Annotated in this window: 12 protein-coding genes and 1 tRNA gene; 10 read left to right on the forward strand and 3 right to left on the reverse strand. The window is 58.7% G+C overall.

What is annotated here, in order from left to right; genetic code table 11:
• Positions 1-11 precede the first annotated feature (11 nt).
• From ACYU70_RS13265 to ACYU70_RS13275, 3 genes are all read left to right on the forward strand, one after another.
• Positions 12-689 carry an NUMOD4 domain-containing protein gene (locus tag ACYU70_RS13265; protein WP_342298032.1) on the forward strand — a complete coding sequence of 226 codons (678 nt, stop codon included), beginning with the start codon at positions 12-14 and terminating at the stop codon, positions 687-689.
• Positions 690-763: 74 nt separating this feature from the next.
• Complete coding sequence (locus ACYU70_RS13270) at positions 764-1,393, forward strand: hypothetical protein (protein ID WP_342298034.1); 630 nt, start codon at positions 764-766, stop codon at positions 1,391-1,393.
• Positions 1,394-2,014: 621 nt separating this feature from the next.
• Entirely contained in the window at positions 2,015-3,781 is a 1,767-nt protein-coding gene (locus ACYU70_RS13275) for an SBBP repeat-containing protein (protein WP_342298035.1), read from the forward strand.
• 393 nt (positions 3,782-4,174) lie between these two features.
• Here ACYU70_RS13275 and ACYU70_RS13280 read toward each other — a convergent pair.
• A tRNA-Val gene (locus ACYU70_RS13280) sits at positions 4,175-4,249 on the reverse strand.
• Between the two features lie 187 nt (positions 4,250-4,436).
• Here ACYU70_RS13280 and ACYU70_RS13285 point away from each other — a divergent pair.
• From ACYU70_RS13285 to ACYU70_RS13310, 6 genes are all read left to right on the forward strand, one after another.
• Positions 4,437-5,117: a porin family protein gene (locus ACYU70_RS13285; RefSeq protein WP_342298037.1), complete on the forward strand. Its 681-nt coding sequence runs from the start codon at positions 4,437-4,439 to the stop codon at positions 5,115-5,117.
• A gap of 82 nt (positions 5,118-5,199) precedes the next feature.
• On the forward strand, positions 5,200-5,712 hold the full coding sequence (locus ACYU70_RS13290) for a DUF6992 family protein (protein WP_342298039.1): 513 nt from the start codon (positions 5,200-5,202) through the stop codon (positions 5,710-5,712).
• A gap of 247 nt (positions 5,713-5,959) precedes the next feature.
• Positions 5,960-7,081 carry an alpha/beta hydrolase family protein gene (locus ACYU70_RS13295; protein ID WP_342298041.1) on the forward strand — a complete coding sequence of 374 codons (1,122 nt, stop codon included), beginning with the start codon at positions 5,960-5,962 and terminating at the stop codon, positions 7,079-7,081.
• 231 nt (positions 7,082-7,312) lie between these two features.
• Complete coding sequence (locus ACYU70_RS13300) at positions 7,313-8,509, forward strand: efflux RND transporter periplasmic adaptor subunit (protein WP_342298043.1); 1,197 nt, start codon at positions 7,313-7,315, stop codon at positions 8,507-8,509.
• A gap of 184 nt (positions 8,510-8,693) precedes the next feature.
• On the forward strand, positions 8,694-11,963 hold the full coding sequence (locus ACYU70_RS13305) for an efflux RND transporter permease subunit (protein ID WP_342298045.1): 3,270 nt from the start codon (positions 8,694-8,696) through the stop codon (positions 11,961-11,963).
• 51 nt (positions 11,964-12,014) lie between these two features.
• On the forward strand, positions 12,015-13,559 hold the full coding sequence (locus ACYU70_RS13310) for an efflux transporter outer membrane subunit (RefSeq protein WP_342298047.1): 1,545 nt from the start codon (positions 12,015-12,017) through the stop codon (positions 13,557-13,559).
• A gap of 193 nt (positions 13,560-13,752) precedes the next feature.
• Here ACYU70_RS13310 and ACYU70_RS13315 read toward each other — a convergent pair whose 3' ends face one another.
• Positions 13,753-14,331 carry a type 1 glutamine amidotransferase domain-containing protein gene (locus ACYU70_RS13315; protein WP_342298049.1) on the reverse strand — a complete coding sequence of 193 codons (579 nt, stop codon included), beginning with the start codon at positions 14,329-14,331 and terminating at the stop codon, positions 13,753-13,755.
• Between the two features lie 175 nt (positions 14,332-14,506).
• On the opposite strand from ACYU70_RS13315, the gene ACYU70_RS13320 reads away from it, so the two are divergent.
• Entirely contained in the window at positions 14,507-14,647 is a 141-nt protein-coding gene (locus ACYU70_RS13320) for a hypothetical protein (protein WP_342298051.1), read from the forward strand.
• 402 nt (positions 14,648-15,049) lie between these two features.
• On the opposite strand, the gene ACYU70_RS13325 is transcribed toward ACYU70_RS13320, so the two are convergent.
• Positions 15,050-16,357 carry an acyltransferase family protein gene (locus tag ACYU70_RS13325; protein WP_342298053.1) on the reverse strand — a complete coding sequence of 436 codons (1,308 nt, stop codon included), beginning with the start codon at positions 16,355-16,357 and terminating at the stop codon, positions 15,050-15,052.
• Positions 16,358-16,519 lie beyond the last annotated feature (162 nt).

The following is a 16,519-nucleotide window of genomic DNA, read 5'->3' on the forward strand; positions in this document are numbered from 1 at the left end:
TTCAGCTTCTTATGTATTCTGTGACCCCTACGTTGCGCGCCGGCGATACCGTCACCATCCCTGGGTCTGCTCGTGCAGGCCTGACTGATTATGCGGTGGTAGTCGAGGTATTAGCCGATGGAACCGTCGAACTGGATAATGGCCACGCGCTGTCGGCGAATGTGCTCGTTCCGGTTGCCAATGGCGAGGAATGGCTGCCGGTAGCTGGTTTTGCCGACCGTTACCGGGTTTCCTCTCATGGCAAAGTGGTCAGTTTGCGGTATAAGCGTACCACGCGGGCACGCCTGCTACGGCCATTAGGCGCAAGCCGCTACCCTTCCGTCACCTTGTGCTGTGAAGCTACCATAGCGCAGGTTGGCCTCAATCGTCTGGTTGCTCAGCACTTTTTACCTCCCCCAGTTGATGCTCGCCAGACATTCGTGCTTCCCCGCGACGGCAATCATCTCAATCTACGAGCCGATAACCTGCAATGGGTTTATCCGTGTGCATTAGAAGATGAAGCCACGACTGCGTACCTGTACAACTGTGGTGAGCTGCATCATAAAAGCCGGCTTAGCACGGCCGAAGTGGCGCAGGTGCGCCACCTCGCCGCGCAGGGCACCACGCAAAAAATCCTCGCTCAGCGGTTCAACATGAGTCGCCCGGCCATTTCCTTAATTGTAAACAGGCACACCCGCCGCTACGCCTAGCAAGGCCGTCATCTACTGGGATATAATCCCGCCACCGACTTCTCTTGCTGTTGCTTTGTGTGCTTGGAGCGCGCTTGCTCGGCCACGCCCAAGCCCACCAGCCCGCGTTGTTTCGCGAAACAACGCTGCCCGAACCGGGGAGTCCCCGCTGGTTTCGCTTGAACCGGGCCCTCAGCTATTGCGTCCGCAGAAAAGGCGACAAACTGGTTACGAGCCTGGGCAAGGACGCGCGTACCACGCAGTTGCGGATTGCCGGCGGGGAACTTCGGGGAGCGGACTACGGCGAATTTGGCGGGCGCCTGGTTTTTCAGCCGACGGATAAAAAAGCTACCCCGGTGGCGATAAAGCAAGGGAATGTGCGCCTGCTTTTTCAACGCGACGGCACGGTGTACTTTATCGAAGGCATGGCCCACTTGTCCAGCAGCAGCGGCGCGTTGTACCAGTTGACCGGCACGTCCCCCGGGTTTGGCTACACCAAGCTGGCCGACTTTGCGGATGCGCCCGAAGCGTTTTGGGTGGAAAACAACACGGTGTACATCGCCCAAAGCCGGGGCTTTGCCGTGGTGCAGCAAACCTTTTGGGGCGGACTCTACCCCAACTCGGTTGCCGTCTTTGGGGATACGGTGTATGTCGGCATGCGGGGAGGGTACGCTCAGCTGGTGCTGGCGAGCAAACAACTCAAGTTTTTTCAGCACTTGCCATAGCCGTTTAGGCCTTTTCGTTCATAAAAACGGTTGCTCGCGCAAAGTTGTCGGTTGGGATGTGCGCGACACCATGCCCGACCAGGGCCGTCAGCATACGGGCACCCGCTTCAAAGGCCTGCTGGTGTGCCACGGGGCCCGATAAAGCATGAGCCGACGCGGCAACTACTATGACAACGCCCTACCGGGCACGCCCCCTGCCGAATCGTTTTGGAGCGGGCCCAAGGCTGAATGGCCCAACAGCGGCCATCTCCCTGGCTAGGAAAAAGCCAAGCCTGAAATCAGCGACCCCGTGCCCCATTACAATTCCGAGCGCCTCCACTCAGCCCTCAGTCATTACTCGCCCAACCGCAATTGCAGACCACGCTCCACATCAGCCGGGTTTGGTTAGGCCACCTCATGATTTAATAGAAAACTAAATTATATATGATATATAATATGTTAAGTCAAAAACATTAATATTATAATTGCTTGCTATTCAGCAAATAATGCTTGAATACCCGGCGCATGCTGCTGCATAACCGTTGCTTTTTATTGTTCACTAACTACTTGTTTCCCATGCGACACTTATCCTTTATTCGCTTCCGGCAAGCCCGTGCGCGGTGCCTTTTCATGGTTCTTTCCATGTCTTTGTTTGCGTATTTGCCTGCCCTCCAGGCACAACCCGGCGGGCGGGTGGCCGCTGATGAGCCACCCGTGCCACGGCTTTTGGAAATGCCCGGCCTCCTGAATACCCCGGCCGCCTTCCCTGCGAATGCCGCTCGCTCAACCGGCGTATCTGGGCCAGTAACAGAAGAATGGGTGGCACGCTACAATCGGCTAAAGACCAATGGGACCACTGCGGTTGCCATCGCACTGGACGCGGCGGGGGATGTCTACATAACCGGCGAATCATACAACGGCACTGACTCAGACTTTGCGACCATCAAGTATGCGCGGGCAACTGGCAAACCGGTGTGGATAGCCCGCTACAATGGGGCGGCGAATGGCAACGACTACCCCACGGCCATTGCCGTGGACGCTGCGGGCAACGTCTACGTGGCGGGCTACTCGGGCTTGGGCATCAACAATGATTACACCACCGTCAAATATTCCGGGGCGGCGGGCCAACAGCAGTGGGCGGCCCACTATAATGGGCCCGCCAATGCCGACGATAAAGCCCGGAGCATATCCGTGGATGCGGCGGGGAATGCCTACGTAACCGGCAATTCCTACAATGGCAGCAACTACGACATCGCCACCATCAAATACGCCAGAGCCACCGGCCAGCCGCAGTGGGTTTCCCGCTACAATGGCCCCGCCAACGGCGGGGAGGCTGCGGCGGCCGTGGCCGTAAATGCGGCGGGGGATGCGTATGTCACGGGCGGTTCCTTCAATGGCGTTAGCTCCGACTATGTTACCATCAAGTACGCCAAAGGCACGGGCCGCGTGCGGTGGGTCTCCCGCTACGATGGACCGGCCAATCTCGATGACCGGGCCTCAAGCATATCCCTGGATGCAGCGGGCAACGTGTATGTGACCGGGGGCTCGCAGCCCACCAACGGCCGTTATGACTACGCCACCATCAAGTACGCCAAAGCCACCGGCCGGCAGTTATGGGCGTCGCGCTACAATGGCATGGGCAACAGCGACGACTTTGCCACGGCCATGGCCGTGGACGCGCAGGGGGCGGTGTACGTAACCGGCGTCAGCGCCAACCCGGTGTCTTCGGATTTTGCCACCGTCAAATACGCGAGCGCGACCGGCCAGCAACTGTGGGTTTCCACTTACGATGGGCCCGACCAGCGCTTCGACCAGGCCAGCGCCATCGGATTGGATGCTGCGGGCGAGGTTTACGTAACCGGCTTGTCCTATTCTGACACCCCCCGCATATCGGTGGATTACGCTACCGTCAAATATTCCGGGGCGTCAGGCCAGCAGCTATGGGCGGCCCGGTACAACGGGCCGGCCGGTCGTGACGACTACGCAACCGGCCTGGCCGTGGATGCCGCGGGAAATGCCTACGTGACGGGCTTTGCTGACGGCGGCGACAGCTACACCACCATTAAGTATGCCCGAAGCAAAAAGGGGCACGATTGCGACGACGCGGTCACAAAAACCGACCGCTCAACCGTCGCGGATGCGGCCCAGCCACTCGTCGCATTTGAGGCCTTTCCTGTTCCGACTCACGGCCAAGCGGTTATCCGCTTTCAGTTGGCGGCCGATTCTCCGGTGTACCTGGTGCTATATGACCAGTTCGGCACTGTGGTGGGCACCCTTTACGAAGGGATTGTCGCCGCTGGCGTTGCCCAAACCCTGGCATTGCCCACCAGCCTACCCAACGGCGTGTATCTGTGCCGCTTGCTCTACCCGGGCCATGCGGAGAGCCTACGAATTGAAGTGCAACAATGAGGGCACCCGGGCAAGGCGGTCACACGCAGGACATCTAATCCTGCTGCCGTGGTGGCAAAAACCAAGCGGGGCGTTACCCTCTACGCAAGTACGAGGAGAGTCTCAAAATACCGCCCTAAACTGTCCTACTTAGGTGGACCACCTCAGTTTTTGGCTTGCAAGTTTATGACCCATACTTCGTGAGCCGCTCAACCAGTCCGGACTCGGACTCGAGCAAACACTATAAATCAGGCAGCATGTCTACCGACTACAGCCAACATACTCCCATCAAATTTCAGCTATTTAGCCCAAGTGTTTATGAGCATATATCGGCTAATTCTACATAAAACCGGGGGCAAAACCGGGGGCTAATCAATAAAAAACCCTCATTGCGCAGTGCAATGAGGGTTTTCGTGAGGCGTATTGGGCTCGAACCAACGACCTCCACCGTGTCAGGGTGGCGCTCTGAACCAACTGAGCTAACACCCCGGAACCGGCCCTGCTAGTGGGCCGCCGCTCCAAAGGTAGCGCCGCATGGCGAATGCAGCGAAAGGAGGCCTCTTTTTTTCTGCAAATAGGGCCTTCAGGCAACCTTCTGGTCCCGGCAAAGTATAGGGGCAAACGGGAATAGTAATCTTCCCCGGCTTCTGGCCCATTACCTCACTTCATTTCACCCATGAAAAAGACTCTCCTATTGTTGCTGCTGGCCGTTACTTCAGCTTCTTCTGCGTTTGCCCAGGCGGCTCCCGGCGGTGCTACTTCTTCCAAAGACTACACCGGCGGCAAAACCACCGACTCGCGCAATACCGGCTTCGGCGTGAAAGGCGGCTATAACCTCAACGGCCTGCGCGGCGATGACATTAAAGGCATCGACCGTAACTCGCACAGCGACTTCCACGCCGGCGTGTTCGGGCAGTTTGGCTTCGATGACTTCTCTTCGGTGCAGGTGGAGCTGCTGTACTCGCGCCTGGGCTTCACGGGCAATACCGGCCCCGGCAAGGCCCAGCAAACCTACCGCACTACCTATCTACAGTTGCCCATCATGTACGTGGGCAACTTCACCGATAACCTGAGCTTCCACGTGGGTCCGCAGGCCTCGCTGCTCATCAATGCCACAAAAGACGGTTCGACTCTGGGCTTAGCCGACAATGGCTTCAACACCTTTGATTTTGGCGGCGTGGGCGGTTTGGAGGCACGCATTGGCCCAGCCCGCGTAGGTGCCCGCTACAACCTGAGCCTGGGCAAGGTATTTGAAGACAATATTCCAGCCGGCAAAGCCATCGACCCGGCGTTCGGCAACGCCAAAATCTACAACAACCTGTTGCAGGTTTACGTGGGCATCGGCTTCACGCAATAGGCTCACAGTCTTTAGCATCGTTAAAAAAAGGAAGCTCCGCAAGGGCTTCCTTTTTTTCTTCCCCCTCACTCTTCCCATTGCCATGCCCGCTGCCGCTCCTGCCGTCGATATTGCCAGCCTCTTCATGGCCCGCGAACTGCTGCTGGGCCGGGGGCTGGCCGTGCTGGCGGCCTGGGTGCTGCTGAACCTGGTGGGCAGCGGCTACTACCTGGCGCATAGCGACCGGCGGCACGAATCCTTCTACTTCCACGGCATGAACGTGGGCTGGGGCCTGGTGAATGCCGGGCTGGCCGCGTGGGGCATTCTGCACCTGCACTTTGTGGCCCCCGCCGGCCTGGTGCCCGCTGAGTTGCTGCAATCCCAGCTCTTCAACGAAAACCTGTTTTTACTCAATGCCGGGCTCGACGTGGCCTACATCATGACGGGCTACTACCTGCGGGCGCGGGCGCTGGTGCCGGGACAGACGCGCCCCGTGCGGCTGCTGGGCTTCGGCCGCTCGCTGTGGGTGCAGGGCGGTTTTTTGCTGGTGTTTGATGCCACGATGTGGAGCTTGGTGCACTGGGTAGGGCGTGACTGGTTTCAACTGTTGGGCTGAGATTTATTTCATCCCAAATTGAGACTGGCGGCCCATTTTGAGAAAACCCGGTTTTCGTTCGTGTGGCAATTGGTACTGCAAGGCGACGAAAAAGACCGGTTCGACGGAAAACCGCCCCCTTGAAAACACGGTCAGCGGAGCTTTGCGTAGCTCTCTCGCCGCTGCCCCCGCCCAGGTCTTCGGGGAAGGCCCGGTTTTCAGCCTCCTGCTTATGCGCTTTTTCTGCTCTATTCTCGTCTTTTTTTGCTTGCTGCTGACTGTTGGTGCGCAGGCTAGCACCCTCGACCGGGTAGAGGCCGTGGTACTCTCATCGCCAGCCGGCGGCACGCGCCTCAATGGCATTCTGCGGCTGCCCGTTGGGCCCGGCCCTTTCCCGGCCGCCGTGCTGCTGCCCGAGCACGAAGCCGGCACCCTGCCCCCCAGCGAGGCCGATAAGCAGCTGATGAGCAGCCTGGCCGACTACCTCGTGAGCCAGGGCATGGTGGTGCTGCGCCTCCAGGAGCGCGGCCCCGGCGAAGGCCCCGGCACGGTGGCCGACCGCTCGGCCGATGCCCTGGCCGCCCTCAACTACCTGCGCACCCGGCCCCAGGTTGATGTGACACGGCTGGGCCTCATCGGCCACGGCGAGGGCGGCAACGTGGCGCTGCTGGCCAGCGCGCAACTGCTGGCCCCCACATTTGTGGTGGCCCTGGCAGCGGCTGGGCTGCCCGGCCGCGAGCTACTGGCCGCCCAGCCCACCATGTACGGCAAGGTGCTCGGACAGGACTCGACCGATGCGCAGCGCCAGCGCAAGTACCTGCTCGACCAGGTGGCCGCCGAGCAGGAAGCCGCCAAGCTGCGCGCCCACGGCTCGAACAGCGCCCAGGTGCAAACTTACCTCGACCAGCAGCGCCTGCGCCAGAAAATGGCCATGCGCCGCGACGAGGAAAACCTGGTGAAGCACCAGCGCGCCATGCTGGAAATAGTACGCCAAACGCCCGATAATGCCCAAGCCCAGGCTATTCTCAGCAACATGCTGCGCCAGCGCTACCCCGGCATCGCCCCGCGCGATGTGCAGGCCAGCGTGCAAACCCTGACTACGCCCGCCTACCGCAACTACCTGGCCTTCGACCCCGTGGCCGCGCTGCCGAAGGTGCAATGCCCCGTGCTGCTGCTGCACGGCGACGACGATGCCGAGGTGAACACGCCGGTCAATCTGGCCCTGCTCAAAAAAGGCCTTCGCAACAATGCCCGTGTGACCGAGATGCACGTGCCAGGCCTCAACCACGCCTTGCAGTTGAGCAAAGCGGAAGCCGCCGGAATGTCGCCCGCGCCCATCTCGCCCGATGCCCAGGCCGACATCTACACTTGGATTATGAGCCAGAAATAGCCCTGGCGACTTCCAGACTTCATCCCTAAAACGGAGCAGTGAAGCCCGGCAATTTGGTTTGTCGGGCTTTCCCATTGCTTGCGGGCACAGCTGGCTTGGTCAGCAAAGTTGGGCCGGTGGTCGGGCGGGCGCGAGGCTAGGCCGATTACGGAGAGTTGAAGTCGACTTTTTGCAACCTGCTTTCGTATCGGTAAACGGCTCGCGTACAAACGCGGAGCACTGCTATTGTATATGAATAGATTTTTGCCCGGCCGGGCAGCTCTGCTGCTGGTACTACTGAGCGTGGCGGCCTGCAACTCGAAGAAGAAAGACGACGAAGCCGGCGGTCCCGGTGGCAAGGGCGGCAAAGACGGCGGCCCCGCCCCCATCAAGGACTACCCGGTGCTGGTGGTGCGGCCCGATACAGTGACGCTGTTCCAGGACTACCCCGCCACCATTCAGGGGCAGCAGAACGTGGAAATCCGGCCCAAGGTGGACGGATTTGTGGAAGCCATTTACGTGGATGAGGGTGCCAGTGTGAAGAAGGGCCAGAAGCTCTTCCACATCAGTGCGCCGCAGTATGAGCAGGAAGTGCGCACAGCCCGCGCCGGCATCAAAACCGCGCAGGCCGACGTGGACGCTGCCCGCATGGGCGTGGCCAAAGTGGCCCCGCTGGTGGCCAAAGGCATCATCAGCAAATACCAGTTGGAGGGCGCGCAATACACGCTGGAATCGAAAGAAGCCGCACTGGCGCAGGCCCAGGCCACGCTTTCCAACGCTAATACCAACCTGGGCTACACTACCATCACCAGCCCGGTGGATGGCGTGATGGGCACCATCCCCAACAAAATCGGCAGCCTGGTGAGCAGCACCTCGGCCGACCCGCTTACCACCATTTCCAGCACCGGCAACGTGTACGCCTACTTCTCGCTCAGCGAAAAGGCGCTGCTGGATTTTGCCCGCCGCCGCCCCGGCAACACCCTTCAGGAAAAACTCTCAAACGTGCCCGACGTGCTGCTGGTGCTGGCCGACGGCAGCGTGTACCCCTACCACGGCCGCGTGAAAACGGCTATTGGTCAGATTAACACCGAAACCGGGGCCAGCAGCTTCCGCGCCACCTTCCCCAACCCGCAGGGTTTGCTCCGCAGCGGCAGCAGCGGCTCAGTACGCACACAGCACCCAATTGATGATGCCCTCATCATCCCGCAAAGCGCTACATATGAGCTGCAGGGCAAGCGCTTCGCCTACGTGGTGGGCCGCGACACGGCCGCGCACGCCGCCGCCATCACGGTGGTGCCCACGCCGGATGGGGCCTCGTTTGTGGTGCAAAAGGGCCTGAAAGCGGGCCAGCAGGTGGTGCTGGAGGGCATCAGCGGGCTGAAGGAGGGCTCGAAGATTCGGCCCAAAGTGGTGAAGGCAGTGCCGAAGGAGGATGTGGCGGGCGGGTAGGCAGGAATAGTCTGAACCCGCCTTAGCCGTCATGCTCATCTGGCGTCCGCGCAGTCGAAGCATCTCTACCGCGCAAGTAAATCAATCGACGCAACGAAGCGATAGAGATGCTTCGACTGCGCGGACGCCAGATGAGCATGACGTTCCGACTTATAAAAAGCTACCTGATACCCAGTAGAAGATTATGCTAAAAGTATTCATCGAGCGCCCCGTGCTTTCCACCGTTATTTCGGTGATAATCGTGCTGCTTGGCGTGCTGGGGCTGTTGCAGCTGCCCATTGCCCAATATCCCGACATTTCGCCGCCCACCGTGCAGGTATCGGCCAGCTACGCGGGCGCCAATGCCGACGTGGTGCTGAAAAGCGTGCTGGTGCCGCTGGAAGAGCAGATAAACGGTGTGGAAGGCATGACCTACATGACGTCCTCGGCCACTAATGAGGGCGCGGGCAGCATCCAGGTGTACTTCAACGTGGGCACCGACCCCGACCAAGCGGCCGTGGACGTGCAGAACCGCGTGGCCAGCGCCACCAGCCTGCTACCCCAAGAAGTGACCCTGGCGGGCGTGACGGTGCGCAAGCAGCAGAGCAGCAACCTGCTGATTTTCGCCCTCTACTCCGATAACCCGGCCTACGACCAGACTTTCCTGCAGAACTACGCCCAGATTAACATCGTCCCCCAAATCAAGCGGGTGAACGGCGTGGGCAACTCCAACGCCTTCGGCTCGCGTGACTACGCCATGCGGGTGTGGCTGAAGCCCGATGTGATGGCCATTTACGGCCTCACGCCGGCCGATATCTCGGCCGCGCTGGCCGACCAGAACGTAGAGGCTGCCCCCGGCAAATTCGGCGAAAACTCCGACCAGAGCTTCCAGTACGTCATCAAGTACACCGGCAAGCTGCAATCGGTGGAGCAGTTCGAGAACATTATCCTCAAAAGCACCGGCCAGGGCCAGTTGCTGCACCTCAAGGACGTGGCCCGGCTGGAACTGGGCGCTCAGGCCTACAGCAGCAACAGCGCCACCTACGGCAAGCCCTCGGTGGGCATCTCGGTGAACCAGACGCCGGGCTCCAACGCCCGCGATGTAATTGAGAAGTCGCTGGCCGTGCTGAAAGAGGCCGAAAAGTCGTTTCCGGCCGGCATTCACTACACCAATCTGGTCAACATCAACGACTTTCTGGATGCCTCGATTGATAAGGTGATTCACACGCTGTTGGAGTGTTTCGCACTGGTGTTTCTGGTGATTTTCATTTTCCTCCAGGATTTCCGTTCCACGATTATCCACGGCGTGTCGGTGCCGGTTTCTATTATCGGCACGTTCTTCTTTCTCAAGGTTTTCGGATACAGCATTAACCTGCTCACGCTCTTCGCGTTGGTACTGGCCATTGGCATCGTGGTCGATGACGCCATTGTAGTAGTGGAGGCCGTGCACGCCAAGCTGGAGGGCGGTTATACGTCGCCGCGCAAGGCCGCTATTGATGCCATGAACGAGATAACCGGGGCCATTCTCAGCATCACGCTGGTGATGGCGGCGGTGTTTCTGCCGGTCACGTTCATTTCGGGGTCGGTGGGGGTTTTCTATAAGCAGTTCGGCATCACGCTGGCCATTGCCATTCTGATTTCGGCTGTGAATGCTTTGACCTTGTGCCCAGCGCTGGCAGCGCTGTTTCTGAAGCCGCCGCACCACGAGGGTGAGGCCAAAGAAAGCAAGGACAATCCGGACCCGAATGCGGCCAAAGACTCCAAAGAAGCCCCGAAGAAAAAAGGCTTCATGCAGCGGTTCAGCATCGCCTTCAATGCAGCTTACGATGCGCTGGTGGGCAAATACACGAAGGCCGTTACGTTCCTTTCGGCTCGCAAATGGATATCCTTGATTGCGGTGGCGGGCTTCGGCGCGGGCCTGTATTTCCTGATGACAACCACGCCCAGCAGCTTTGTGCCGAACGAGGACATGGGCACCATTTTCGTAAACGTGAGCCTGCCGCCGGCCTCCACGCTGGAGCGCACCACGGCCGTGAATACCGAAGTCGATAGCCTGATTCGGACCATTCCGGCGGTGCGGGGCACGCTACGCATCACGGGCCAGAACTTCCTGGCCGGGCAGGGCAGCGCCTACGGCATGGTCATCGTGCGCCTCAAGCCCTGGGACGAGCGCAAGGACACGAACAACGAAGCCGTTATCAAGGAGATAACCAAGCTCACGGCCCACATCCGGGCCGGCGATATTCGCAGCATTTCGCAGCCCACGATTACGGGTTTTGGGGCCACGGGCGGCTTCACCTTTCAGCTGCAGGACAAGGGCGGGCACACCACGGCCGAGTTCTTCAAAGTGGCCCAGGATTTCCTGGCCGAGCTCAACAAGCGGCCCGAAATCCAGTACGCCAGCACGGCCTTCAACCCCGGCTTCCCGCAGTACCAGATGGCCGTGAATGTGGCCAAGGTGAAGGCCGCCGGCCTCACCGAAAAGGACGTACTGAACGCCATGCAGGTGTTCTACGGCGGCTCCTACGCCTCCAACTTCAACCAGTTCGGCAAGCAGTACCGGGTGATGGTGCAGGCCGACTCAGCCTACCGCGCCAACCCGGAGGGCTTGAGCAAAGTCTTCGTACGCAACGCCGCCGGCGTGATGGCCCCACTCACCGAATTCGTGACCCTGACCCGCATCTACGGCCCCGAAAGCCTCTCGCGCTTCAACCTGTTCACGTCGATATCGGTGAACGGCTCGCCCAAGGAAGGCAGCAGCTCGGGCGAGGCCCTGATTGCCATTCAGGAAGTGGCCCAGAAGCTGCCGGCCGGCTACGGCTACGAATTTTCGGGCATCAGCCGCGAGGAACAGGGCAGCGGCAAGCAGTCGCTCTACATTTTCGCGCTGTCGCTGGTGTTCGTGTACCTGCTGCTGAGCGCGCAGTACGAGAGCTATATTCTGCCGTTTGCGGTGCTGTTTTCGATTCCGATTGGCTTGTGCGGCACGTATTTGTTCGCCAAGATTTTCGGCATCGACAACAACATCTACCTCCAGATTTCGGTGATTATGCTCATCGGCCTGTTGGCCAAAAACGCCATCCTCATCATCGAATTCTCGCTGGCCCGCCGGCGCGACGACGGTATGGAAATCATGGAAGCCGCGCTGGAAGGGGCCAAAGCCCGCCTGCGGCCCATCCTGATGACCTCCTTCGCCTTCGTATTCGGCCTGATGCCGCTGCTGTTTGCCAGCGGCGCGGGGGCCAACGGCAACAAGAGCATCGGGGCCGGGGCCATCGGCGGGATGCTGTTTGGCACGCTGGTCGGGGTGTTTTTCATCCCGGTTTTGTTCGTGGTTTTTGAGGGCTTACAGGAAAGCATCAGCGGCCCGCCCAAGACCAAGGAGCAACTCGAAAAAGAGGAAACCGAAGGCGGCCCGCCCGCTAAGGACGGCGAGAAGAAGCCGGAGGAGGAGGCGCAGCCTGCGCTGGCGTAGCGGTTGCGCTGCCGCTTCAGCCAACCGCGTACAAGTATTAATTCCATTGCTATGACTGCCAGCAAATTCCTTCGATTATTTTCTCCCGTGCTTGCGCTGGCGGCGGGCTGCCAGCTGCTGCATCCCTACAGCCGCCCCGAGACGGCCACCACCGGCCTCTACCGCGACGCGGCCACCACCGACACCACCACCCTGGCCGCCCGCCCCTGGCAGCAGCTCTTCACCGACCCGCAGTTGCAAAAGCTCATCACCGAAGGCCTCGCCAACAACCGCAACCTGCAAGTGGCCCTGGCCCGCATCGAGCAAAACCAGGCCCTGCTGGCCCAGAGCCGCGCCGCCTTTCTGCCCAGCCTCAGCGGCCGGGCTACCACCACAATTTCGCGCATCGGTGGGGCTTTCGTGAGTACCGGCACTGGTGGTAGCAGCACCACTACCACTGGCGGCACGGGCGGGACCGGGACTGGCGGGACTGGAGGAACTGGTGGCACCGGAACAGGCGGTACGGGCACGGGTACCGGAACCGGAACCACCACCGGCACGACCACCACCGACCAATCTTCCGTCGTAACCGGCGGCACGGCGCACCAGTACCTGCTGGGCCTGAGCAGCAGTTGGGAAGCCGATGTGTGGGGCAAGATGCGCAGCACCAAACGCTCCTACGCCGCCGCCGTGCGCCAGAGCGAAGCCTACCGCCGCGTGGTGCAAACCCAGCTCATCGCCGATATCGCCGATAATTACTACGCCCTGCTGGCCCTCGATGCCCAGCTCGACATCACCCAACAAACCGTCCAGAACCGCATCAAGGACGTGGAAACCATGCGCCTGCTGCTGGAAGGCGACGTGGTAACCGGGGCCGCCGTGGTGCAGAGCGAAGCCCAGCGCTACGCCGCCGAAGTCACCATCCCCGACCTCCAGCGCAACATCCGCGAGACGGAAAACCTGCTGGCCACGCTGCTGGGCCGCACGCCCGGCCCCGTGGCCCGCGGCACGCTGGCCGCTCAGGATGCCGCCCCGTCCCTGCTCACCGGCGTGCCCGGCCAGCTGCTGCGCAACCGCCCCGACGTGCAGCAGGCCGAATTCGCCTTCGAGTCCACCTTCGAGCTCACCAACGCGGCGCGGGCCTACTTCTACCCCAGCTTCACCATCACGGCCAACGGCGGCCTCACCAGCACCACGCTCACGGATTTGTTCTCGCCCACGGCCGTTTTTGCCAGCATCGTGGGCGGCCTGGCCCAACCCATTTTCAGCCAGGGCCTCAACCGGGCACGCCTGCGCCGGTCAGAGGCCTTGCAGAAAGAATACCTCTATACCTACCAGCAAACGATGTTCGTGGCCGGCCAGGAGGTTTCCAACGCCCTGTTCTCCTACCAAAGCGCCACCGACAAAGCCCGCCTGCGTGCCCTGCAGCTGGAGTCGCTTCGCAAGTCGGTTGAATACACCCAAGAGCTGCTGCGGGCCGGCTTTGCTAACTACACCGAGGTGCTCACGGCCCAGCAAAACCTGCTGCAAGCGCAGCTAAATGCCGTGAACGACCAACTGCAACAGCGCCAGGCCGTGACGGATTTGTATCACGCGCTGGGCGGCGGTTGGCGGTAGTGGTTTGGTTTTTGGGCCTAACTAAACAAAAAAGGAACGTCATGCTGAGCGTAGCCGAAGCATCTCTACCGCATAACTAATCCAATTGATAGGGATTACTACTGCGGTAGAGATGCTTCGGCTACGCTCAGCATGACGTTCCTTTTTCCGACGTTCTGAGGAGACGTTCAATCAACGCCACCCGAAACCCGGCCTAATTCTGCCCGCCGTGCTGGGGCTCCAGCATCTCCTCCACAATCTTCTTATTGAAGGCCGGAATGTCCTCCGGCTTGCGGCTGGTGATGAGGCCGTGGTCGCACACCACTTCCGAATCTTCCCACTGGGCGCCGGCGTTTTTGAGGTCGGTATGCACGCTGGGCCAGCTCGTCACGCGCTTGCCGCGCACCACATCGGCTTCCACCAGCAGCCAGGGGCCGTGGCAGATGGCGGCCAGCACCTTGCCCGAGCCGGCAAATTCCTTCACGAAAGCCACCACGTCTTTGTTCACGCGCAGGATGTCGGGGTTCATCTGGCCGCCGGGCAGCACCAGGGCGTCGTAGTCGGCAGGCTTCACGTCGGTGATGACTTTATCAACGTCGACTTTATCGCCCCAATCTTTCTTGGGTCCGTCCCAGCCCTTGATGGAGCCGCTTTTGAGGGAGATGACGTGGGTTTCGGCGCCCTCGCCTTCGAGGTATTTTTTGGGCTCGTCGAGCTCGGCTTGCTCGAAGCCGTCGGTGGCAATGATGGCAATTTTCTTGCCCTTGAGTTTGTCGCTGCTGAAGATGCTCATAGTGTTTTGGAAAGTAAGAATACAGGCCCGGAAGAATGCCCGGCCGCCTGAGTTTACGCTCCAAAAAGCACCAGGTTTAGCAAAATTCGGGCTTTCTGAGCCGCATTGCTGCTAAGCAGAGCCATAGGAATTGCATAAGGCACTGGTCGCATTCCCCTCATCGCCCCAATCCGCCTTGGGTCAGGCCGTCCTCACCGATACTTTCCGGGGCAATGGCGTGGCCGTGCCCATCGCCAACATGGCCGCCGGCCTCTACCTGCTCAGTGTGCAGGCCGATGGCACCGCCCCCGCCACCCAGCGCGTGACGGTGGAGTAGTAGTTGTTTTTTTGTCATTGAAACGGCCCGTCTGGAGATTCCAGGCGGGCCGTTTTTGGTTCGATTAGCTAATTTGGGTAGCTATGCCCGCGCTGAACCGATTCTCCCTCTCCCCAAGGAGAGGGAGAATCGGTTCAGCGCGGGCATAGCTACAGTGGCATAGTGCCTGTGCATATTGCGCGCTACAGTGCACTAGACAAGCTATACCACCATAAGTTTGGAATTGGAGAGGCGTCTCGCGGTGGTTGCTGTCGCTCGCGAAGCTAGTATCGCTGCCATAATGGGCCCAATGCCGAAAAGTTAGCCGCACTCCTAAAGGTTTAGCTGTTTATCCGCTACACAACCCGCATGCCTTGAAAAATCCCTGGTACACGATTTAGTGGAATTGGCTATTTATTGTCACTACATTAATTTCTCTTTCAACCAAGGCTGTAAGCGGCGTTCTAATGCCCAACCCAAGAATATCACAAGCACTAGGTATAACAATAAACGCACTAAAAAAGAAGTAGCCGTTCCACTAAATGTTTTTACTTGATGAAATAGAAAGAAAAGGGGGAAATGAATAATGTAGATTCCGTATGATATATGGCCCAATGGTGTAAGCTTTTGAATTATAGCCTCTCCCAACAATGTGGAATGGTGGCGCAGTAAATAAGCTGCTATGGCTAACAAATAGAAAACAGCAGATATTATCACCGTATTAAACAGCTGGGTTTGTTGAATTTTACCAGAATATATATACGATAAAAAATATAAACCTGGCGTCGCAAATGCTGCTAATTCCATCCATCGCCTCCCAGGCATAGTTCGGTTCGTAAAGCAGAGAAGCAATGGAACACAGTATAACAGAAGGGAGAAGTCAGAGAATACAATAGCGCGGTCGAACCATGAGGGGGCCTGGGCTTCGGTTACGTCCAATTGGAGGCTGTGTAATGCGCTAAACATAAGGTTCATGCGCTGAAAGGATAACATAAGTAGCAAAAAAGCCAGCATCGTCCCGAATTGCAATGGGTTAGTGCTTTTAGGCATTCTGCTAAGAAATTGACCAAGAAACCAAAAGACGGCGCCGTAGGCATAAGATACCAAGATAATTGGCTGTATCGCCAATTGACTAAGAATTAGTCCAAATGCTAAAAATGCCACTGCTACCCAGCCTGGAGCCCACCTTCTGGCCGAGACAACTAGAAATAGCACATAATAGAGTATCTCATAACCCAATGACCAAATAGGGTTGTTATATGCTGGCACTTTCACCACCAAGCCTTGTAAGAAAAGCAAACATCCGATTATCGTACCCGCCCCAGCAGGAGTGTGGTACATGACCGCTACGGAAAACGTAGCCGCAAGCGTGAGCAGATACAGCGGATAAAGCCGCACTATTCGCTTCTTCAAGTATAATTTCCGCCCACTATTAGTGGTGATTGGCTTGGAATTAGCCAAGCCGATTACATACCCTGATAGCATAAAAAACACCATCACGCTCAAGTGCCCTGGAGGTGCATACTGCCAAAAGCCAGAAATATGGTAGCTAGGGTCCGGAGTTGGGCCATTTCCTATTGAGTGCTCAAATACTACGAGTAGAGCAGCCAGACCGCGCAACGCTTCTAATGAATAATCAAAAATTGGACGCGATATGTCTGCGCTAGATTTTGATTCTGTCGAAGATTTTAATGCAGTATTAACGGCATACGGGTTTGCGTGAATGGCCATATTTACTTTTCAAGAATCGGAAAGGATGTGTTTCGGCAGAACCGCAAGTATGCCCGATAGCCCATAAGCTAACTCAAGCCTTATGTGCTGCGAATCTGCTGGGTAGAATAAAAAAAGCCCCTTATCCTCGGTAGAGGGACACGGAGCTTTTGCCATAAAATG

This window comes from Hymenobacter segetis, assembly GCF_054776495.1.